This is a genomic window from Bacillus sp. FJAT-27916 (genome assembly GCF_001183965.1).
GTDB lineage: Bacteria > Bacillota > Bacilli > Bacillales > Pradoshiaceae > Pradoshia.
In genome coordinates this window covers 3,444,621-3,465,233 of record NZ_LFZV01000001.1, presented here as the reverse complement: position 1 = coordinate 3,465,233, position 20,613 = coordinate 3,444,621, and the positions used below count along the sequence as shown (strand labels likewise).

The following is a 20,613-nucleotide window of genomic DNA, read 5'->3' as shown; positions in this document are numbered from 1 at the left end:
TTTCTATCGTTCAGCATGCGGGGACAATGACTTATTATTTGTCTTTGATTGAATGGGAGCTGATTCATCCGCCCTCTTTGGCTTCTTGATAAAGAAGGCGAGCACGAGTGCTAGGATGGCGATGAAGAAGGCAACAAAGAAAGCATCATTAATGCCGTTCAATGTGGCTTGTATGCCAATTTCTGCTTTCATATTGGCCAGGGTCTGTGCATCCGGTTGTTCGGTAAGATTTTGCATGGCTTTTGCGGTCAATTCCTCGGAATGCTGCTTTGCTCTAGAGGACATGACGGATACAAGAAGAGCGGAGCCAATAGCAGCCGATACTTGATTCAGCGTGTTGTTAATGGCTGTCCCATGTGGGTTCAGCCTTGCAGGCAGTGAATTCATTCCGTTTGTGACAACAGGCATCATAACCATCGACATACCGAGCATGCGAACAGAATACAAGACAATTAACGAAGAATACTCAGTATCAATCGACAGATTATAGAAGAAGTAGGTGGTAGCTACCGTAATCGATAAACCGATGATGGCTAACAGCCGGCCGCCGAATTTATCGAACAGCTTGCCGGTGATTGGCGACATAATTCCCATGATAATGGCTCCCGGCAGCATCAATAGGCCCGAATGAAACGGAGATATGCCTCGCAGGGTCTGCAGGTATATAGGCATGAGAATCATGGCTGAAAACATCGCCATATTGATGACAATCGCAATGGCCGATGACAAAGCAAACATCGGATATTTGTATACACGGAAATCAAGCATAGGTTTATCAATCAAAGCTTGACGTACGACAAGGATAATCAGTCCGATGACACCCGCAATGATTGTGCCGTAAACCATAGGTGAATCCCATCCTTTATCACCTGCTGAGCTAAATCCGTACAATAATCCTCCAAAACCAATGGAGGAGAGCAGGACAGATAACTGGTCCAAATGGGTTTCCATTGATTTCTTTTTATCTTTCAGCTTAAAGAAAGCGAGCAGGATGACAAGGAGGGCAATTGGGATAATCATATAAAACAAATACCGCCATTCATAATGCTCAATAATCCAGCCTGATAGGGTTGGTCCAATGGCTGGGGCGAATATCATGACAAGTCCCATCACTCCCATGGCGCTGCCGCGTTTTTCGATTGGGAAGCTTGAAAGCAGCACATTCATCAAAAGAGGCATCATGATTGCAGACCCGGAAGCTTGAATCATTCTTCCGGTGAGCAAAACGGCAAAAGTTGGTGATAGCGCGCTTGTAATGGTGCCGATAGTAAAGAGAAGCATGGCTGCCAGGAATAATTGACGGACAGAAAATTTTTGGATCAAGTAAGCTGTCGTTGGAATGAGTACACCGTTAACAAGCATATATCCGGTTGCCAGCCATTGAATAGTCGTTGCCTTTACGTCAAAATCAGCCATCATCGACGGTAGTGCGACATTCAATAATGTTGAGTTCAAAATGGAGACGAAGGCACCGGCTAAAATGATTCCAATAATTAAGAAATTCGGGCGGACGTTCTCTGCGGAGGATGCGTTCATATATCTAACTCCTTTTCATTTTGACTATGTGTTCATTTTTTATACTCGTATTCCATGAACCACATAATACTACCTTTTACAGGAAATGGCAATGAAAAAACACAGAATATATTCATTTGTTATCTTGGATGGAATGGTCTAATATACTCACTAAGAAGAAATTTATTAAAAGAATGGGTTGAGGCTTGATTTGAATGAACGAAAAAGACAGGTAATCACTCACGCAAAGCGATTATTTCTAGAAAAGGGCTATCGGAATACATCCATTCAAGACATTTTGGAGGACAGCAATATATCACGCGGTACCTTTTATAATTATTTCCCGAGCAAGGTGGATCTCTTTAAGGCGGTGTATGATTCCTTTCTTGAGGAGCATCATGCACGCCGGGACGAATTGCTTTTTGGCCATGACCTCGGCGATATGGAGATATTCATCGGGCAATTGAAGCTACATATCACATCCTCCTTTCACAACCGCTTCTTCCTCTTGATTGATGATGTCATGAGCTCAAATGAACAAGATGTGAAGGACTTTATTAAACAAACGAGATGGCTGTATATCAATTGGCTGCGTAATCGTCTGGCAGATGTCTTCGGGGACGACAAAAAACCGTATTTGCTAGACAGTGCCATTATCCTTGGTTCACTGCTTCAGCATTATATGTGGTTCTATGTTACGGCAAAGGGAGAAGAACGGATTGATGAGGTTATTCGATATTGTGTAAGAGCTGTGGAAGTCATCCTCGAGGATGTCAGTGAGAAAGACCGTCAAATGCTTGAGCCTGAAGTGCTGGATTCCTTTATCCCAGCCGGGCCTAAAGGAAGCAGAGACCTTCGCTATGAGTTCCTCCAGAAGATGAATCAGCTAAAGCGGACAATCGGCCATGATTTAAAAGAGCATGAGCGGAGCGGCTATGTCCAAATGCTCGATTTCATTCAGGATGAGATGATGCACCAGCGTCATCCCCGGCCTGTATTGGTTAAAACCATCCTTGATTCCTTAAGCAGAGAGAGGTATTTTCAGCGCTTGGATGTGTTTGATCGTTTTAAAGAACTAGTGGGTATATGGCTGGAAAACGTAACGGAGTAAGGGCCTGTCTATGTACAGCCCTTTTTTTGATGCGTGATGAGTTGGAGAGCCATCGACGTTATCTGATAAAATGGATATATAGTAGATAAGGGAGTGAGGATGATGAAGGAGATGCAGTCGCTTTCAATGGAGAAACTGCTCGAGGAAATTCGCTATGACCAGGGAAGATATCCGAGGGAAGCGTTAGATGAATTAATCAAGCGCCGGGAAGAATCCATTCCAGAGCTGTTAAAAATCGTTGAATTGGTCTCGGTTTCACCAGGCTTATTTACAGATACGCCTAGTCGCTTTGATCATATCTATGCTGTGTTGCTGTTAAGCCAGTTTCAAGCTGCGGATGCCTTTGCCCCATACTTACGTACATTGCAATTACCAGATGATACCGCCTTTGCTTTATATGGGGATTTGCTGACAAACTGCGGCGGACGAATCCTTGCCAATCTATACAGCGGTTTAGCTGTCATGGAGAGTGATTTAGTATCCTTCCCTGAACTTGATGCCATCTTCCATTTAATTGACGATACTTCATTGGATGAACTTATTCGAGGTGTCGGCTTCCAAGCCATTACGGCATTAGTGAGACAGAAAAAGATATCGAGAGAATTGATTCAATACTATTACCATGATCTTCTGCAGGGAGATTTGGATGATGAATCCTGCATTCTCTATACCCTGCTGATTGACTCCTGTATGGAGCTTGATTTCAGGGAGCTGAGTGATGACATCATGAGTGTTTTTGAAGAGAAAAGGGCAGATGGCTCCATGATTGCTCCGGATGATGTGGAGGCCCATTTTAATGACGGAACAATGCTTGATAAGGAAGATCAATACAAGCCGATTACCAATGTTCATGAGGAGCTGGATGGATGGTATGAATGGGGGCGTTGATTCTAAGCAGACGAAACCCGCTCCAAGCTAGACTGGAGCGGGCTTGTTTGCCAAATTGGCTGTTACATTTCGAGCTCAACCGCCTGCTCGAGTGCTTCTTTAGGAACGGTGATTGAGTCGATTGTATTGTAGTCTGAATAAGTGGTGTCAATAGCCTGTTTAAGGGTGACCTTTTGTCCTTCTGCCTTCATGTTGATATTCATAACGATATTCATTTGGCTTGGGAGATAGGTCTCTTTATCGACAAATATTTCATATTCAATTCCGTTAATCTCTAAGTCTTGTACATCTGGCATTTCAACTGCTCCAGAGGAAAGCTCCTTTTGGACAAGTGAATTGAACTTCTCATCATCAGCATCAAGTGTGAGGATGAATTCCTTATCATTTTGCTTAAAAGTAAAATCATTAATATAGGATTGAAGCTCACTTAATGTTTGGGTTTGATCCAATCCGGATTGTGCCTCCATCTGGGCCATTAATTGTTCGTGGCCTTCGCTGTATTTCATCCAAACCTTTTGGGCGGGATCGTACATGTAGAAGCCCTCTTCTGTGATGTACTGCTCGGTCGAAATCGATTCGCCGTCAATGGTCATCTCTATCTTTTGCTCTAGACCGATAGGCTTTTGGACGAATTTGGAGTGAATGGTGGAGTGTGTTGGAACCGGCTCATTATCACCCTCGATGATCTCCTGCTCCATTTCCATATCCATGACAAAGCTGTTGATATCCTCGGAAGCTTCCATCATTTTATCGTACACTTCCTTAATCGTAAGCTCTGATTCGTTGCTGCCGTTTTTGTTCGTTTGTTTGCTCTCACTCTCGTTAACAGGCTCTGCTGTTTCACTGCATGCGACGAGCAGGACCATGGAGAGTATGGAAACAGACAAGGCGGACAAGACACGTTTCATCAAATTGCTTCCTCCCTTTGTTGTTTGAGGAGGCTGCCCAGCCCCCTATCTGCAAGCTTTCTTAATGAAGCACCGCAAAAACACAGCCAATTAATCACTATGTCATTTGAAACTCCATTATGTAAGGACAGCAGATTTATTTTATGTAAGAAGCATACCACAAACATTTTAAAGATTGTAAAAATATGAGAAAATTGAGAGAACTTTTTGGAAAAGGAGTCGATTGAGATGCTTCGTAAGCCAAAGAAATTACAGGCAGGCGATCGTATTGTGACAGTGAGTCTCTCATCTGGAATGGCCGGTGAATCAGAGTATCTTGCCCGCTATCAGCGTGGAATCAACAGGGTGGAAAAGCTATTTGGTCTTAACGTATCAGAGCTGCCTCATACTTTAAAGGGGGAGGTATATGTCTATCAGCATCCTGAGGAACGGGCAAGAGATCTGACTCATGCATTCCGTGATGAGTCTGTGAAGGGAATCTTCTCATGTATTGGCGGAGAAGACAGCATTCGAATGATTCCCTATGTGGATTATGAAGCAATCCGCCAAAATCCAAAAATCTTTCTTGGTTACTCGGATTCGACTATTACTCATTTAATCTGTTATAAAGCTGGGGTCATGAGCTATTACGGTCCGTCTATTCTAGCGGAATTCGCAGAAAACGGCGCTCTTTTTCCGTACACGGAGAAGTGGGTGAGAAAGGTGCTCTTCTCAGATGAGTCAATTGGAGAAGTCGAGCCTCCGGCAGAATGGACGAGCGAATTCATTCCTTGGGAAGGGAGTGAAGAGCGGCCGAGAAGAATGCAGCCAAGCGGGGATTATGAAGTACTGCAAGGCGCGGGGATTAGGAATGGCCGTTTGCTAGGCGGCTGTATGGAAGTGCTTGAAATGGCGAAGGGAACGGAAGTATGGCCAGACAAGGCAGAGTGGGATGGGAAACTCATCTTTTTTGAGACGTCAGAAGAGAAAACGGTCCCTGGTATGCTGCGAAGATGGCTTCGGAATTACGGCGTGCAGGGCATCCTGGAAAATGCAGCAGGGCTGCTGTTTGCCAAGCCGTATGATGAACAATATTATGAAGAATATAAGGAAGTAATTCTTGAGGTCGTCCGCGATGAGCTAGGATTAAGCGACCTTCCAATATTTTATAATATGAGCTTTGGACATACTGCTCCGATGGCTGTCATGCCTTATGGAGCAATGGCAGAAATTGATTGTGAACAAAAATCGTTTCGCATAGTAGAATCAGGCGTAAGCTAATAAATAATGATTACCGATGATGGAGATTAGTTTTAGATGATTGTTGTGATAGATAATTATGATTCGTTTACGTATAACTTAGTAGAATACTTAAGGCAGCTTGGCAAAGAAATGACGATTCTCAAAAATGATGAATGTACAATCCGGGATATTGAGAGACTCAAACCAAGCGGAATCTTACTCTCGCCAGGACCCGGCAATCCAGATCAGGCTGGCATCTGTCTTGATGTACTTGAGGCATTTTGCGGAAAGGTGCCGATTCTTGGTGTTTGTCTCGGACATCAGCTCATTGGCCAATTCTTTGGCGGTGAAGTGGTAAAGGCAAAAAGACCGATGCATGGAAAGGTTTCACAGATTAGCCATGATGGGAAGTCTGTCTTCCGCGGATTGCCCAACCGAGTTTCTGTGGCGAGGTATCATTCATTGATTGTCAGCCATCATACGCTGCCAGATTGTCTTGAGGTAACGGCCTTAAGTCCTGAAGGGGAAATAATGGGGCTTCGTCATAAAGCATACCAGGTTGAAGGTGTGCAGTTCCATCCAGAGGCCATTCTGACGGAGTATGGCTTAGATATGATCAATCAATTTTTCGAGGAGAACAAACCATGCTGATATTCGATTTCGCGGGGACTGACAACATAATAAAGAGACAGGTGTTTGATCAGCCGGTTGAGGTCCTTTCAACGGACTTGCTCGAGGAGGTTCCAGTGATTTTGGAGAAGGTGCAGGATGCCGTTGACAACGGGTATTATGCAGCAGGGTATGTATCGTATGAAGCTGCGCCTGCTTTTGATGCAGCTCTTGCTTCAGTGCCGTCTGAGATGCCGCTCATTTGGTTCGGGCTCTATAAGCAAGCAGGCGAAGCAGTGCCAGCAGCTGATGGAGAATATACGGTATCGGAATGGACTCCTTCTATTAAGCAGGAAAAATATGCAGAGGCGATTTCTGCGATAAAAGGCCGAATCGAAAATGGTGATACGTATCAGGTGAATTATACGATACGGTTGAATGCCTCCTTCAAGGGAGATTCGCTCAAATTTTATCATGATTTAGCTGCTGCCCAGTCGGCACGTTATTCTGCTTATTTGGAGACGGATGACTATACCGTGATATCGGCGTCGCCTGAGTTATTCTTTCAGATGAAGCACCGCCATATTACAGCTCGCCCAATGAAGGGAACGGTCAAGCGCGGAACGACATGGGAGGATGACAAAGGAAAAGCAGAGTGGCTTGCAGCCTCTGAAAAGAATCAGGCAGAGAATGTGATGATTGTGGATTTATTACGAAATGATTTAAGCAAGATTGCGAAGAAAGGCACCGTGAAGGTTCCACAATTATTTGATATCGAGAAATACCCGACTGTCTATCAAATGACATCAACTGTAACAGCCGAGGTCGAGGATTCCGCGGGGCTTTCTGATATTTTTCAGGCCTTATTCCCATGCGGCTCCATTACTGGTGCTCCAAAGGTGAAGACGATGGAAATTATCTCTGAGCTTGAGGAAAAGCCACGTGAGGTCTATTGTGGTGCCATCGGCTATTTATCACCAAGCGGAGAGACTGTCTTCAATGTCCCGATTCGTACAGTCGTTGTCCATAACCCTACCGGCCGGGCAGAATATGGTGTTGGCGGGGGAATAACCTGGGATTCCGAGGCAGGAGATGAATATGAGGAAACGGTCGCGAAGGCTGCCGTTTTGTGGAAGAAGGCTGTCCAATTCGATCTCCTTGAATCCATTGCTCTTGAGAATGGCTGCTTTTATTTGCTTGATGAGCATATGAATCGCATACAAAAATCTGCTGATTACTTTGGCTTTCCATTCTCCGTGGAGGCAGCTCGCCAATCCTTAGCTGAGGCAGCTGAGGCTCATCGGGAGGGGCTTTATAAGGTACGCTTGCTATCTAGTCGGAGCGGTCTTTTTAAATGGGATGCGGTTCCAATCGAACCGGTGAAAGGAAGGCAGAAGGCAGTCTTAGCTAAGGAGCCAGTATTAAGCGGGAATCCTTTCCTTTATCATAAGACAACGAATCGGACCGTATATGAAGAACGGAAAGATGTGAGTTCCACTGCCTTTGATGTACTTCTATGGAATGAAAAAGGGGAATTGACCGAGTTTACAAATGGAAATATGGTTGTTGAAATGGATGGCTGTTTGTACACGCCGCCTGTTAGCTGCGGTCTGCTTGGCGGGACCTTCCGCGAACGGCTGTTAACGGAAGGAGCAATCGAGGAGAAAGTCCTCCGTATCGAAGATTTACAGGTATGCTCGAAGGTATGGCTAATCAATAGTGTGCGTAAATGGATTGAGGTGGAATTTACACCTGAGAATGATTGAAGCGTGAAACAGGCTGGAGTAAACAATATGATGTTGCTCCGCCTGTTTTTTTGCTTATATTACATATAAATCAGTTAGAAAGAATGAAGGGGATTACCGGATAAATGTGGTAAGATTTAACGAAAGAGGATTTGGTTCGAACAATCAAAGAATGAAACAAGGAAGGTGGACAAAATGAAGTTATCCTTAACAGATTCTGAGAAACAAAAGCTGCGCACTTCTCGGATCAAGGTGGCAGAGATTGCTCATACGACACCGCAGGCGTTAAGTGAGATACTCGGCTGCGAGCAAGCAAGAGCAGAAAGACTTATCGCGCTTGCTCAGTTTCAGCAAATTCCATCGATTGGGCCCCGTGCTGCCCAAATGATGGTTCAGCATCTAGGTTTTTATTCTTTAGAGGAAGTAAAGGATGAGGAACCGGCTCAATTGCTTGATTTATTCGAAAGCAGAATCGGCCACCGAGTGGACCCTTGTGTAGAAGACCAAATCAGGTGTATTGTCCACCACGCGAATGAACCTGCCAGCCGGCGTGAATGGCCGGATTTCACAAAGGAACGGAAAACATACCGTGATTCACGCGGGTATCCAAAAGATAGGCCAAAAGCGCGAGAATGAGAACAGAGGAGGGATAGGCGTGAAACGGTGGATGATGTTAAGCTGTCTGGTTCTGCTTGTTTTTGCAGGCTGCTCAGATACCGAGACAAACCCTGCTGATGGGAATCAGTCCTTTGATGAATCAGCCCTGCCGTATGGAATAGAGATGGTTGCCGAAGAGCTGAATGTACCTTGGGAAGTAGTGTTTGCCGGAGAGGGGAATCTTTTCTTTACGGAGAGGCCGGGTAATCTGCGGATGATTCGGGATGGAGAACTGGTTGAAGAGCCTTTGCTATCTTTCCCAGCCCCTTTTATCAGTGAGGGAGAGGGAGGATTACTCGGACTGGCCCTCGATCCGGATTTCGCCGCTAATCAATACTTATATATTTATCATAGCTATGAGAAGGATGGCCACATCTTGAATCGGGTATTGAGAGTAATCGTTCATAAGGATGAGGCGGAGATAGATAAGGTTATCCTTGATGGGATTGTCGGTGACACAAACCATAATGGCGGAAGACTGAAGATTGGGCCGGATGGGCTGCTCTATATCACGGCAGGGGATCGGTATGAGCCAGAGTTAGCCCAGGAGGAGACAAGCCTGGGCGGCAAGATCCTTCGCATACATCTGGACGGAAGCATTCCCGAGGATAATCCATTTGAGGATTCACCGGTTTACAGCTATGGCCACCGAAACCCGCAAGGTCTGGCCTGGCATCCAGAGACTGGCCAGCTATACAGCTCTGAGCATGGACAGACAGCCCATGACGAGATTAATCTTATTCATAAAGGCAAAAATTACGGTTGGCCTGTTATTGAAGGGGATGAAACGAAAGAGGGTATGATTTCTCCGCTTCTTCATAGCGGTGAAGAAACCTGGGCCCCTTCAGGGATGGCTTTCATCACAGAGGGAGAATGGAAGAATCAGCTCCTTGTGGCCAATTTACGGGGAAATCAAATCTTGAAGGTGGAATTAAGTGAAGATGGCAGCAAGGTCGTAAAGACAGATACCTTGTTTAATGGGCAATACGGCCGTATTCGAAATGTAGCGGAAGCACCAGATGGTTCAATCTATTTTCTCACGAATAATCATGACGGGCGCGGTGTACCGCAGGACGGCGATGACAAAATTATCCGTTTGATCTCAAAATAGAAAAAGACTAGCAGGGGAGCGGGAGAGAGGCTCCCTTTTCTAATGCGTGAAATTGTTTCATTAATCTAAATTATATTAAAATAATATTAAGAGATTAAGGGAGGTGGGGAAGATGCATCGATATGTTCGGGTTTTGTTAGGCTGTATCCTGGCTTTTGTTTCTGTTGGGGCATTGGCAGGAGGAATAGGATTAATGGTGAATGGATTAGATATGCCTGAGGAATATTTGGAGCGTATTCCATTCGTGAGCAGTTGGTTTATTCCTGGGCTGCTATTATTTATCTTCAATGGCATAGGCAGCGGATGGGCAGCTTATTGGTGTTTTACTCATAGGGGAAAACAGGCAGCCGCAGCCGGACTCTTGTTTGGGATAGTGCTGACCGTGTGGATTATAGTTCAAGTTATTCTCATTGGTTTTGTCAGTCCATTGCAGCCTATCTATGGTGTCATTGGTCTAATTGAGATTTTCTTAGCCTCAAGTCTCTATAAATGAGTAAGGAACTAAAACCGATGCCATTGATTTTATGATATATATTCATCTGTTCAATTATTGGCAACGCCATACAGAAGATTTTGCTTCCGGAAATGGACCCGTTCTTTAAAGATTTATTAATGACCTATTAGAGAAATCGCACACTATTTAGGAGTGGCTTGTCATAATTATTGTTAGCGGCAGATGAAAAGGAGGGATGACGTATGAAGGTAATTGAAATAGAAAATCTGACAAAGAAATACGGAAGGAATACTGCCATTGAGAATGTGAGCTTTCAGGTCGAGGATGGAGAGATTTTCGGGTTTATCGGTCCAAACGGAGCTGGTAAAAGCACGACGATTCGCACCCTGCTCTCTATCATTTACCCGACAAGCGGGAAAGCAAAAATATTTGGGAAGGATTCTATCCGACATGCAGCAGAAATCAAGCAGGATATCGGCTATTTGCCTTCTGAAGTGTTTTATTACGAGAAGATGAAAGTAAAGGATTTATTGGCCTATTCGGCGAGCTTTTACCGGAAGGATTGCCGCAAGAGAATCAAGGAGCTTGCGGAGATTATGCAGCTAGACTTATCAAAGAGAATCGGTGACCTTTCCTTTGGGAACAGAAAGAAGGCAGGGATTATTCAAGCTCTACTGCATGAACCGAAGCTCATCATTTTGGATGAACCGACTGGCGGTTTGGATCCCTTAATGCAGCAAACGTTTTTTCAATTGCTCAAAGAAGAGAATCGGAAAGGGGCGACCATTCTATTATCGTCTCATATATTAAGCGAGGTGGAGCGGCTTTGCAGCCGAGTGGCAATCATTAAAGAAGGCAAGATTGCAGCCGTTGAGCAAATTAAGGAGCTCCAGGAGAAAAAGCATAAGATTATCCGGATTGAATTTAATCAGCCTATTGACGAAAACATGCTGATGATTGCGGGTGTCAATCAATTAACAATAGACGGGAAAACGGCAAACTTCTTGTATAAGGGGGATATCAATTCGTTGATCAAAGTCCTATCAGCATGCGATTTACGCAATATATGGATTGATGAGCCAGATCTTGAGGAAATCTTTCTTCACTATTACCAAAAGGGGAGTGAGAAATCATGAACCTATTTCGGCATGAGCTGTACATGATGAGAAATGGATTGGTTATATGGATTCTGGGCTTACTTGCCTTTTCCACCCTTTTCTTATCCTTTTTTCCGTCATTCTATGATGAGGCGGAGGATTTCAGAAACGTTCTTCAAAGCTATCCGGAGGAAATGCTGCGGGCACTTGATGTGGATATGTCGATGATTACCTCTTATGAAGGCTATTATGCGTATATCTTTATGTTCATTCTGCTTGGCTTCTCCATCCAAGCCATGAATATCGGCATTGGTCTCCTAAATAAAGAAATTAATGGAGGGACGGCTGAATTTCTTCTCAGTAAACCAATTGGACGAAAGATGATTCTGTCCTCTAAGGTTCTGGCAGCCTTGATCTGCCTGCTTGGGACGAATATGGTCTATACAGCAGTGGTCTATTTGATATCTCCATTGCTGGCCGTACAGAAGCCGGATACTGAAGTTCTTCTCTTGTTCTCAGGTGCAGCCCTATGGCTTCAGGTTTTCTTTCTGACATTAGGCCTGCTTTTTTCTATCTTTGCACAAGGCATTAAGTCGCCGGTCATTGTTTCTGTCAGTGTGGTGTTCAGCTTTTATGTACTCAACATGCTCACTTCTCTCACTGAAGTAAAGGGGATGCGGTATGTAACGCCATTTCAATACTTTGATATGGGATATATCGTCAAGCATACAACCTATGAGTGGAAGTATATAGGGCTGTTAGCCATCCTGATCTGCTGCGCAGTGTGCCTAGTATACCGGACATTCTCCAAGAAGGATATTAAGGTGGCTTGAAGGGAGGCGGAAGTCCATGAATATCATTGGCAGAGAATTAAAGTCCAGCATAAGAGGTTTGTTGTTTTGGGGACTTGGCATTATTTTTGTTGTGGCGGATGGAATGATTGAATATAAAGGTTTCCAAAACAGCGGAAATGCAATCGGTTCATTGCTTGATGCGATGCCGGAGTCTGTGCAGATTATCTTTGGTATGGATCATTTAGACATAGGTAATGTCCTTGGCTACTATCTAGTTCTCTTTAACTATCTAGTGATTCTTTGTGCGGTGCATGCCATTATGCTCGGTTCTTCTTTAATTGCGAAGGAGGAACGGGATAAGACAGCGGAATTTTTGCTCGCTAAACCAATCTCTAGAAATAAGATTGTGTTGTATAAGCTGGCAGCTGGAGTTATTCAATTACTGATGATTAATTTAATCGTTTTCGGGGCATCCATTAGTGGTATCGTCTCTTATGAAGAGGGGCATACTGGCAGTTTAGTGATGGTGATGCTTGGTTTGTTGATTGTTCAGTCCATTTTCATGGCTGCTGGTTCAGCAATTGCGGCTGTTTGCCGCAACTCAAAGCTCTCAATAGGTCTATCGGCAGGGGTGCTGCTAATTCTCTACATGGCTTCCATCCTGATGTCGTTATACGAGAAGCTTAAATTTCTCCGATATGTAACACCATTTGAATATATAAATACCCATAATCTGATTGAGGGAGAGGGCTTTGCTGGCAGTTTGACAGGTGTCGCATGTGCAGTTCTGGCGGTACTTCTGATCATAACTTTCCGAGAATATAGGAGAAGAGATATGAAGCTGTAGCAAATCTTGAATTCCGTTTGTAATAAAATGGATGGTGAATAACGCCTAGAAAAATAGGTCGAAAGTCTGTATAATGATAAAGCAAAAATCATCGTTATACACTACATTATAGAAAGAAGAATAGAGATGCTTAGACAATATGTTCAAGATTTGCAAAATGAGTTTGCAGGGTATGGAACAGCGAAGCTACGTAAAGATTTGATGGCAGGTATTACGGTGACAGCAGTCGCGCTACCATTGTCTTTAGCATTCGGAGTGAGCAGCGGTGCAGACGCGGCGGCTGGATTAATTACAGCCATTCTAGCTGGCCTGATTATTAGCATGCTCTCAGGTGCGTCCTATCAAATTTCAGGACCGACAGGCGCCATGTCCGCGATTTTGATTGCCGTTGTGGCAAAATACGGACTTGAAGGCGTCTTTATTGCTTGTATGCTTGCAGGTATCATTCTTGTTATAGCAGGTGTCCTTAAATTCGGACGCGTTGTATCCATTATTCCTATGCCTGTTATTACAGGCTTTACTTCTGGTATCGCGATTATTATCGCACTTGGCCAGGTAGATAATTTCTTTGGGGTTGAATCGGCAGGGGAAACGGCGATTCAGAAAGTAATGTCTTATTTTGAGCTGGGCTTTCATCCTGATTGGGCAACAGTCGCTATTGGACTTTTAACCGTGCTTGTCATGATATTCTGGCCGAAGAAATGGAATTCCATCATTCCTTCTTCATTGGCAGCTCTTCTACTTGTTTTAGGGCTGAATATGATGCTGAAATTGCCAGTGGATGTTGTCGGCGATATTCCGAAAACATTATTCCCGGAAAATAGGCTGGCATTTGGAGATCTGTCACTTGCCAAGATGGAGCATCTCCTCTGGCCGGCTATCAGTATTGCTGCGCTCGGTATGATCGAAAGTCTTCTGTGCGGGGCTTCCGCTGGCAGAATGGCTGGCGAGAAATTGAACGGTGACAGGGAACTCGTCGCTCAGGGTATTGGGAATATGATTATTCCGTTCTTTGGCGGAGTACCTGCTACGGCAGCCATTGCACGAACAAGTGTGGCCATTAAAGCAGGCATGGCAACCCGCTTGACTGGAATCTTCCATGCAGTCGGCCTTCTGCTTTCGATGTTCCTTCTAAGTCCGATTATGTCTGCTATCCCGATGTCAGCCCTTGCTGGTATCTTGATAGTGACGGCATGGCGCATGAATGAGTGGGAAAGCATCTATTACTTCTTCTCCCGTAAATTCTGGGGTGCCATTATGAAGTTCTCCCTCACATTGGCTGCGACTGTTGTCTTTGATTTGACCGTTGCGATTGTGGTTGGGATTGTTCTTTCAGCCATTCTATTTGTTATCAACAGTGCAGAGGTAGAAATGAATATCAGCAAAATTGATGATGATAAATTGAAAGAGAAAGGCATCACTATTTGTGAGGAACACGACCATGTTCGTGTCGTTTATTTGACAGGACCTATTTTCTTTGCGACAGTTCATTCTTTGACAAAGCGTTTAGAAGACCTTCATCAAGGAGTGATGATACTCTCCATGCGTGGTGTTTCCTCTATTGATACATCGGGTGTCCAGGCAATGCTTGAGTTCTGTGAGGCGATGAAGCAGGAAGGAATCACCATCGTATTCAGCGGAGTACAGACAAATGTACTGAAACGCTTTGAGAAAGGCGGCGTATTGGATGTGGTCGGACGTGACCATGTCTACTGGAGTACTGACCAGGCATTGCAGCATATGGATATGAATGAATCAAAGGCTGTTTAATGAAATAAAGAAGTGCACTGTGAAGGATCACAGTGCACTTTTTTTACGGGCGGGGGTCTGTTTCTAAGATGCTGTATAACAAGGAATCGCGCCAGCCATCCTTGATAAGCAGATTCTCACGCAGCCGTCCCTCATAGGTTAAGCCGGCCTTCTTCATCACCATATAGGAGGCGGTATTTCGAGGGTCGCAGGTGGCATAAATACGGTGAAGATTCAGTTTATTGAAGCCAAGGTCAATCAATAACCCTGCAGCCTCCGTGGCAAATCCTTTACTCCAAAAGGACGGATGAAGGCTGTAGCCAATTTCTCCATTGCGGAAGCATAAATCCCGAATATGGATTTCGCCGGCGCCAATCAAGCGATGACCCATTTTCTCGATAATGGCTAAACAATAGCGGCTTCTTGGCTTAAGGGAGGCATCGTGAATATTCTGACGGACAAATCCGCGTGATTCTTCTTCTGTATTTGGACCCCAAGGCTGATAACGACAAACCCGTTCATCGGAGGCATATTGATGAACGGCAGTCCAATCCTCCTCCTTGAATTCACGTAAGTAAATGTGTTCTCCATATAATTCGATTGTTATCTCCCTCCTATAAACAGCATTCCAAATTAAATGCGATTTGGACTGTTTTCTTAAGAAGTGTAGTCAGCGGGATGAATATGGCTGGTTAAGTCTAAAGTTTTACCAAAAATGATGAATGGCTCCTCAGGATCGTCATAGGGAAGGAAGGAATCACTGATGATGGACCATCCTTTAGAGCGATAAAGAGAGATAGCCGGCCAATTATTTGTCTGAGTGGTTAGGACGGCTCGCTTAAAGGGAAGCTTCTTTAGCAGCTGATCATGGAGGCGAGCGCCAAGTCCTTGTTTACGGCAGCTTGGATGTACAGCCAGCTCTACAAATTCAAAGCAATCTCTGAGCCATTTGGTGCTAGTATCTGGTGCCAGGTGGCTCGCCAATAATTCGTGATAATATTGGCCGGAAAGGGAGGAGTAGCCATAGGCATAACCAATAAGCTCTCCGTCCTTTACCACTGTAACTCCTCGAAATCCTTTATAGCCGGTATGACGCTTAATTCTGCTAATATGGCTCTCGCTCCAGTCATTCCACACCATTTGATAAAGGAACGCAACCGATTGCAAAATCGTTTCTTCTCCATTCCATTCAAGGATAATCGCTTTGTCCAAAGCCATTACCTCTTGAAAATGCCGCTGATCTGCCGGCATTCCTCAGCTGTCAGCGCTACTTTCAATGCTTTGATATTATGCAAAACCTGCTCAGGCTGCTTTGCACCAGGAATGACGGCATCAATAGCATCCTGCTTTAAATACCAGGCAAGCACGAGGTGTGCAACCTCTGCGCCCTTGGCATCAGCTATCTCACGCAGCTTCTCCACCTTAGCCAGGTTTTCTTCAAAGGCTTCCCCTTGGAAGAGCGGATTACGGGCCCGTCCATCTGTGATGGGGGAATTCTTCGTGTACTTTCCTGTTAATAGCCCAGAGGCTAACGGGAAATAGGGGACAAAGGAGAGGGAATGTTCATCAGCGTATGGGAGCAGGTCTTCCTCGGCCTGTCTTTTCAAAAGATTGTATTCAGATTGAATGACATCAACATAGCCGTCCTTATTTGCTTCTTTCAATTGTTCTAATGAAAAGTTTGATACACCGATTGCACGGATTTTTCCTTCATCCTTTAATTGCTTCAATGCGCCTACGGCTTCATCCTTAGGTGTATGTTCATCAGGAAAATGGATATAAAACAAGTCGATATAGTCTGTCCGAAGGCGGATGAGGCTGTCTTCAACAGTCTTTCGCAGGAAGGCTGGTGAATTATCGAGGACAATTTTGTCCTCAACAAATTTATGAGCGCCCTTTGTTGCGATTATGAGCTCCTCACGTTTGCCTTTTTCACGTATGACCTCGCCAATTAATTCTTCTGATCGCTCAGGTCCGTATATGTATGCTGTATCAATGAAGTTAATCCCCTGATCGATCGCTGTGCGAACAATTTCCCTGCCTGTTTCCTCATTAAGGTTAGGAAACAGATTATGACCGCCGACAGCATTTGTTCCAAGTCCAATTGGATTGATATACAAATCAGTTTTACCTATAGGTACTTTATCAGACATGTCTAATCCTCCTTATGTTCTTATGGTTCAATCATAGCAAACAGGGTGGAGCCGGAGGAAATGATACGGTCTTTTAGAAAGACAAAAAAGCGAAGGGCCCGCGGATTTCTCCATGGGCCCTTCAGCAAAGAGGGGTGGGGGTTTATCTAATGGTTTTGGTCTTGTGCTTGTGTGTTCTAACGTTAGTATATAATAAATGATAACGATTATCAATATCAATAAAGTAAAAATTATATCAATTTTATTACAAATACGAAAATAGGTCATCCTGTCTCTTCAGATTAATGTTCGGTGAATTAAATTCGAGATGAAAGGGTTTTTCTCCATCTGCCGCGCCTGGTGGATAATTGCCCGGTAGAATGAGTTTCATGCCGGTCCGCTCCTATCTCCCTTCCTAAAATGAGACCTGAGAGCACCACTCAAACCGTTCCTCTCTAACCTGCCAATTGTAGAAAAATAAATCCTGCACATGATTTTCTCCTTTCAGAATAAAAGCCTCATTGTATGTTATCCGGTTCATACAATGAGGCTTCATGCAGGCTATTCCCTAACTGCGGCAGCTTCAGCATTTGGTACGTCTTCTGGATTCTTATCTTTTTCCAATCTGGAGGCCCAGTAGGTAGCTATGATAGGGCCGGATATATTATGCCAAACAGCACCAAATGCACTTGGAAGGGCCGTCATCGGGTCAGCAAAGTGAGCCTTGGCGAGTGACACGCCGAGACCGGAATTCTGCATGCCGACCTCTATGCTGATTGCGCGTCTGTCCTGTATGGAAAGCTTCAAAAGTTTTGCAGCAAGATAGCCGAAGAATAAACCAAAGGCGTTATGCAAGAAGACGGCAAGAAAGATTAATAATCCGGCAGAAGCGATATTTTCCCGATTGCCGGCAACAATGGCACTGATGATAATCATAATGGCGAGCACAGAAATAAGCGGAATGATGTTCAAGCTTTTCTCCACGGTTTTCGGCAGAAGCTTGCTTACAACCAGTCCCAGCACAATCGGAATGATAATGACTTGAATGATGGACATAAACATGGCGACGGCGTCAACAGGCATCCACTGTCCAGCAAAAACAAGCAATAAGAATGGTGTCATGATTGGTGCGAGCAAGGTTGAACAGGAAGTCATCGTAATGGACAGCGGGACATTGCCTTTAGCCAAATAAACCATGACATTGGAGGCTGTTCCGCCTGGTACAGAGCCAAGCAGAACAAGACCAGCGGCTAGAGCCGGAGGCAGTTGAAGCAAATAAGCGACTCCAAATGCCGCCAGCGGCATAATCGAAAACTGTGCGATAAGGCCAATGATGACAGGAACCGGATGTGTTAGCACCATCTTAAAATCGGCTGCCTTAAGGGTTAAACCCATTCCGAACATGACAATCCCAAGCAGGATGGTGATGTAGCCTCCAAGGCTTAAGAATGGACTTGGAATTAAATAAGCAACAACGGCCGTTAAAATAACAAGGATGGCAAAATATTTGCCGGCATATGTACTGATCGCTTCAAGTACTTTCATCAGGATAACTCCTTTTAGTATAATTTGTTCGGATTGAGAATATTGTTCGGGTCCAATGCCTTTTTTATGGAACGCATAACCTCTAGTGCAGGACCGTGCTCCTGTGTTATATACTGCCTTTTTCCAATGCCGATTCCATGCTCGCCTGTACTCGTTCCGCCGCGGCTCAAAGAGAAGCGGACGATACGGTCGCTGAATTCCTTCGCTGTTTTTACTTCCTTATGATCATTCACATCAATCATGAGAAGCGCATGGAAATTCCCGTCGCCGACATGACCGACAATTCCTCCAGTCAAGCCCATCTCATTTAGGGTTTCTCGCGTGTAATCGACGGAGGCTGCAAGCTCTGATATTGGGACACATACATCTGTGACCATCAGCTTTTTACCTGGTGCTGAATGGATGTAGGCATAAGCAAGGTTATGACGCGCTTCCCAGATTTGGTTGCGGGAGGCAAGGTCTTCCTTGAATTCAAGCGAGCGGCAGCCCATGTCCTTCAAGATTTCTGTAGCGAATTCGATATCTTGAAGGAGTCCGGCTTGATTGCCATGGAACTCGAGGAACAGCGTTGGCATCTCCTCAAAGGCTGTGCCGCTGTGCCGGTTAAATTGACGCATCGAATCCTGATCGACAAGTTCAACGCGGCCAATCGGAATGCTTGCCTGCGTAAGTGCCGTTACAGCGAGAACTGCATCATGTGTGGAGGAAAACACGGCCCGGCCGGCTACCTCATGCTCAGGGATGCCGAATACACGCAAGGTCAGCTCTGTTATACAGCCAAGCGTTCCCTCTGAGCCGACGAAAAGTCCATTAAGATGAAGGCCGGATGAGGACTTTGCTGCAAGTGTTCCAGTGTGAATGATGCTTCCATCTGCCAGAACCACCTCCATATCCCGGATTTGATCGCGCATCACACCGTATTTGACTGCAGTTGTTCCGCTTGCGTTGGTCGCAGCCATTCCTCCAAGGGTGGCATCTGCCCCGGGGTCAACCGAGAAGAATAAACCATGCTTTCTTAACTCCTTATTCAACTGGGTGCGAGTCACTCCAGGTTGGACTTTGACGATTAAATCCTCAGGTCTTATATCAAGGATTTGACCCATCTCAGTAAAGTCAAGCGATATCCCGCCATCATAAGGAATAGCATGGCCCTCAAGACTCGTTCCACGGCCGAAAGGTACAATAGGGATTTGATGATCATTTGCCCAGGCAAGGATGGCTGAAACCTCAGCAGTTGTATGAGGAAATACTACGGCATCGGGGAGGGCAGGCTCATGATAGGATTCATCCTTACTATGGTTAATAAGGACAGTCTCATTGATGGAGACTTGGTCCTCGCTAACGATTTCTCTTAATTGTTTCACCCATTTATTATCCATTCAATCAATCCCCCTCTTGTTTGTCATATTTGGTTACAAAAGTATTTTATCACAAATAATTCTAATTTTTAGAAAATTTTGCGAATAAATCCGTAGACAAAGGCATGAAAAAAAGCACCTTTTGGTTAGATGCTTTTTTCAGAAAAGACCTACCTGAATGATTGGGTAGAATCTACTAGATTCGTATTCTCATCTGTCTGGATGGATTCTAAATCATCTGCAGGAATCAAGCTGTCATAGAAGGCAGCAAGAGTGGTTGTGAAATAAGGTGCCAGATAAATAGAGACTCCGAATAGTCCAATTAGTCCGACGAGACTGCTTAGGCTTCCGGCAAGCAACAGGACTGGATCATTAGCTGTTGTTCCCACTGGCAGAGCAATCAGCCCAATAAAGATTAATAGTAAGGGAATGAGCACCCATGGCAGGAAGGATAGGAACAAAACGAATAAATTCTTCTTTCGCCCGTCCATCATGCGGCGGCTTTCCGTTATGGATTGAAATACTGTCAATTCCGGTCTGTCACGAAGGATGAAGAAGGTCATGGAATAGGCAAGGCCTTTAATTATTCCAGGCACAATCAGTAAAAGAAACCAAAGGAAGGTGAAGATAAGAACCATTAAGTAGGTCCCGAAATTGCGCAGATAATTCTTTGTGAAACCGGAGAATAGGTTGCTTACTCCAGGATTATGATATCGAATAAGTTCAAGGTGAAACCATTGGTACCCAATGCTAAGCGGTCCTCCGATAAAGATCATCAAGAGATAGAATAACCATAGATATTCATTGTCGGGTATCGCCAGTACATTGTTAATGATGAAATAGAGAAAGAATACGCCAATGGCCCCACATGC

Annotated in this window: 21 protein-coding genes; 12 read left to right on the top strand and 9 right to left on the bottom strand. The window is 44.6% G+C overall.

Annotation, left to right across the window (positions count from 1 at the left end; all coding sequences use genetic code 11):
- Positions 1-3 precede the first annotated feature (3 nt).
- Positions 4-1,536 (bottom strand): DHA2 family efflux MFS transporter permease subunit, encoded by a 1,533-nt coding sequence (locus AC622_RS17010; protein ID WP_049672139.1) that lies wholly within the window; start codon positions 1,534-1,536, stop codon positions 4-6.
- A 190-nt stretch (positions 1,537-1,726) separates the two neighbouring features.
- Here AC622_RS17010 and AC622_RS17005 point away from each other — a divergent pair, with 190 nt between their 5' ends.
- Positions 1,727-2,626 (top strand): TetR/AcrR family transcriptional regulator, encoded by a 900-nt coding sequence (locus tag AC622_RS17005; protein WP_049672138.1) that lies wholly within the window; start codon positions 1,727-1,729, stop codon positions 2,624-2,626.
- A 99-nt stretch (positions 2,627-2,725) separates the two neighbouring features.
- On the top strand, positions 2,726-3,514 hold the full coding sequence (locus AC622_RS17000; protein WP_082197191.1) for a DUF1186 domain-containing protein: 789 nt from the start codon (positions 2,726-2,728) through the stop codon (positions 3,512-3,514).
- Between the two features lie 62 nt (positions 3,515-3,576).
- Here the strand turns inward: AC622_RS17000 and AC622_RS16995 are convergent, their stop codons facing one another.
- Positions 3,577-4,422, bottom strand: a complete 846-nt coding sequence (locus AC622_RS16995) for a DUF6612 family protein (RefSeq protein ID WP_049672136.1) — start codon at positions 4,420-4,422, stop codon at positions 3,577-3,579.
- Between the two features lie 228 nt (positions 4,423-4,650).
- On the opposite strand from AC622_RS16995, the gene AC622_RS16990 reads away from it, so the two are divergent.
- The 10 genes from AC622_RS16990 (at position 4,651) to AC622_RS16945 (ending at position 14,727) form a co-directional block, all read left to right on the top strand.
- Complete coding sequence (locus tag AC622_RS16990; RefSeq protein ID WP_049672135.1) at positions 4,651-5,682, top strand: S66 family peptidase; 1,032 nt, start codon at positions 4,651-4,653, stop codon at positions 5,680-5,682.
- Positions 5,683-5,718: 36 nt separating this feature from the next.
- Positions 5,719-6,294 (top strand): anthranilate synthase component II, encoded by a 576-nt coding sequence (locus tag AC622_RS16985; RefSeq protein WP_049672134.1) that lies wholly within the window; start codon positions 5,719-5,721, stop codon positions 6,292-6,294.
- Positions 6,288-8,018: an aminodeoxychorismate synthase component I gene (pabB, locus tag AC622_RS16980; protein WP_049672133.1), complete on the top strand. Its 1,731-nt coding sequence runs from the start codon at positions 6,288-6,290 to the stop codon at positions 8,016-8,018. The genes AC622_RS16985 and pabB overlap by 7 nt, the downstream gene beginning before the upstream one ends.
- Positions 8,019-8,192: 174 nt before the next feature.
- Positions 8,193-8,633 carry a helix-hairpin-helix domain-containing protein gene (locus tag AC622_RS16975; RefSeq protein WP_049672132.1) on the top strand — a complete coding sequence of 147 codons (441 nt, stop codon included), beginning with the start codon at positions 8,193-8,195 and terminating at the stop codon, positions 8,631-8,633.
- Between the two features lie 19 nt (positions 8,634-8,652).
- Positions 8,653-9,765 (top strand): PQQ-dependent sugar dehydrogenase, encoded by a 1,113-nt coding sequence (locus AC622_RS16970; RefSeq protein WP_231589548.1) that lies wholly within the window; start codon positions 8,653-8,655, stop codon positions 9,763-9,765.
- A 112-nt stretch (positions 9,766-9,877) separates the two neighbouring features.
- On the top strand, positions 9,878-10,258 hold the full coding sequence (locus AC622_RS16965; protein ID WP_049672131.1) for a hypothetical protein: 381 nt from the start codon (positions 9,878-9,880) through the stop codon (positions 10,256-10,258).
- Positions 10,259-10,461: 203 nt separating this feature from the next.
- Positions 10,462-11,355: an ABC transporter ATP-binding protein gene (locus AC622_RS16960; RefSeq protein WP_049672130.1), complete on the top strand. Its 894-nt coding sequence runs from the start codon at positions 10,462-10,464 to the stop codon at positions 11,353-11,355.
- Positions 11,352-12,149 (top strand): ABC transporter permease subunit, encoded by a 798-nt coding sequence (locus AC622_RS16955; protein ID WP_049672129.1) that lies wholly within the window; start codon positions 11,352-11,354, stop codon positions 12,147-12,149. The genes AC622_RS16960 and AC622_RS16955 overlap by 4 nt, the downstream gene beginning before the upstream one ends.
- 16 nt (positions 12,150-12,165) lie before the next feature.
- Positions 12,166-12,957, top strand: coding sequence for an ABC transporter permease subunit (locus tag AC622_RS16950; protein ID WP_049672128.1), 792 nt, complete (start codon positions 12,166-12,168; stop codon positions 12,955-12,957).
- Positions 12,958-13,083: 126 nt separating this feature from the next.
- Positions 13,084-14,727, top strand: a complete 1,644-nt coding sequence (locus AC622_RS16945) for a SulP family inorganic anion transporter (protein ID WP_049672127.1) — start codon at positions 13,084-13,086, stop codon at positions 14,725-14,727.
- A gap of 43 nt (positions 14,728-14,770) precedes the next feature.
- On the opposite strand, the gene AC622_RS16940 is transcribed toward AC622_RS16945, so the two are convergent.
- The 7 genes from AC622_RS16940 to AC622_RS16915 form a co-directional block, all read right to left on the bottom strand.
- Positions 14,771-15,286 carry a GNAT family N-acetyltransferase gene (locus AC622_RS16940; RefSeq protein WP_331456723.1) on the bottom strand — a complete coding sequence of 172 codons (516 nt, stop codon included), beginning with the start codon at positions 15,284-15,286 and terminating at the stop codon, positions 14,771-14,773.
- Positions 15,287-15,363: 77 nt separating this feature from the next.
- Positions 15,364-15,918, bottom strand: a complete 555-nt coding sequence (locus AC622_RS16935; protein WP_197089950.1) for a GNAT family N-acetyltransferase — start codon at positions 15,916-15,918, stop codon at positions 15,364-15,366.
- A 5-nt stretch (positions 15,919-15,923) separates the two neighbouring features.
- Positions 15,924-16,859: an aldo/keto reductase gene (locus AC622_RS16930; RefSeq protein ID WP_049672124.1), complete on the bottom strand. Its 936-nt coding sequence runs from the start codon at positions 16,857-16,859 to the stop codon at positions 15,924-15,926.
- Positions 16,860-17,103: 244 nt separating this feature from the next.
- A complete protein-coding gene (locus tag AC622_RS21585) occupies positions 17,104-17,229 on the bottom strand; it encodes a hypothetical protein (RefSeq protein WP_269431795.1) in 126 nt (41 codons plus the stop codon).
- Between the two features lie 170 nt (positions 17,230-17,399).
- Positions 17,400-18,383, bottom strand: a complete 984-nt coding sequence (locus AC622_RS16925; RefSeq protein WP_049672123.1) for a bile acid:sodium symporter family protein — start codon at positions 18,381-18,383, stop codon at positions 17,400-17,402.
- A 14-nt stretch (positions 18,384-18,397) separates the two neighbouring features.
- Complete coding sequence (locus AC622_RS16920; RefSeq protein ID WP_049672122.1) at positions 18,398-19,762, bottom strand: FAD-binding oxidoreductase; 1,365 nt, start codon at positions 19,760-19,762, stop codon at positions 18,398-18,400.
- Between the two features lie 149 nt (positions 19,763-19,911).
- Positions 19,912-20,613 (bottom strand): DUF975 family protein (locus AC622_RS16915; protein ID WP_197089949.1); only part of this gene is annotated, 702 nt, incomplete at its 5' end.

Excerpts from the sequence above, each read along its gene's own strand:
- AC622_RS17010 (WP_049672139.1), bottom strand. The coding sequence starts at position 1,536 with ATGAACGCATCCTCCGCAGAGAACGTCCGCCCGAATTTCTTAATTATT.
- AC622_RS17000 (WP_082197191.1), top strand. The coding sequence starts at position 2,726 with ATGATGAAGGAGATGCAGTCGCTTTCAATGGAGAAACTGCTCGAGGAA.
- AC622_RS16995 (WP_049672136.1), bottom strand. The coding sequence starts at position 4,422 with ATGAAACGTGTCTTGTCCGCCTTGTCTGTTTCCATACTCTCCATGGTC.
- AC622_RS16990 (WP_049672135.1), top strand. The coding sequence starts at position 4,651 with ATGCTTCGTAAGCCAAAGAAATTACAGGCAGGCGATCGTATTGTGACA.
- AC622_RS16985 (WP_049672134.1), top strand. The coding sequence starts at position 5,719 with ATGATTGTTGTGATAGATAATTATGATTCGTTTACGTATAACTTAGTA.
- pabB (WP_049672133.1), top strand. The coding sequence starts at position 6,288 with ATGCTGATATTCGATTTCGCGGGGACTGACAACATAATAAAGAGACAG.
- AC622_RS16975 (WP_049672132.1), top strand. The coding sequence starts at position 8,193 with ATGAAGTTATCCTTAACAGATTCTGAGAAACAAAAGCTGCGCACTTCT.
- AC622_RS16965 (WP_049672131.1), top strand. The coding sequence starts at position 9,878 with ATGCATCGATATGTTCGGGTTTTGTTAGGCTGTATCCTGGCTTTTGTT.
- AC622_RS16960 (WP_049672130.1), top strand. The coding sequence starts at position 10,462 with ATGAAGGTAATTGAAATAGAAAATCTGACAAAGAAATACGGAAGGAAT.
- AC622_RS16955 (WP_049672129.1), top strand. The coding sequence starts at position 11,352 with ATGAACCTATTTCGGCATGAGCTGTACATGATGAGAAATGGATTGGTT.
- AC622_RS16950 (WP_049672128.1), top strand. The coding sequence starts at position 12,166 with ATGAATATCATTGGCAGAGAATTAAAGTCCAGCATAAGAGGTTTGTTG.
- AC622_RS16945 (WP_049672127.1), top strand. The coding sequence starts at position 13,084 with ATGCTTAGACAATATGTTCAAGATTTGCAAAATGAGTTTGCAGGGTAT.
- AC622_RS16930 (WP_049672124.1), bottom strand. The coding sequence starts at position 16,859 with ATGTCTGATAAAGTACCTATAGGTAAAACTGATTTGTATATCAATCCA.
- AC622_RS21585 (WP_269431795.1), bottom strand. The coding sequence starts at position 17,229 with ATGAAACTCATTCTACCGGGCAATTATCCACCAGGCGCGGCAGATGGA.
- AC622_RS16925 (WP_049672123.1), bottom strand. The coding sequence starts at position 18,383 with ATGAAAGTACTTGAAGCGATCAGTACATATGCCGGCAAATATTTTGCC.
- AC622_RS16920 (WP_049672122.1), bottom strand. The coding sequence starts at position 19,762 with ATGGATAATAAATGGGTGAAACAATTAAGAGAAATCGTTAGCGAGGAC.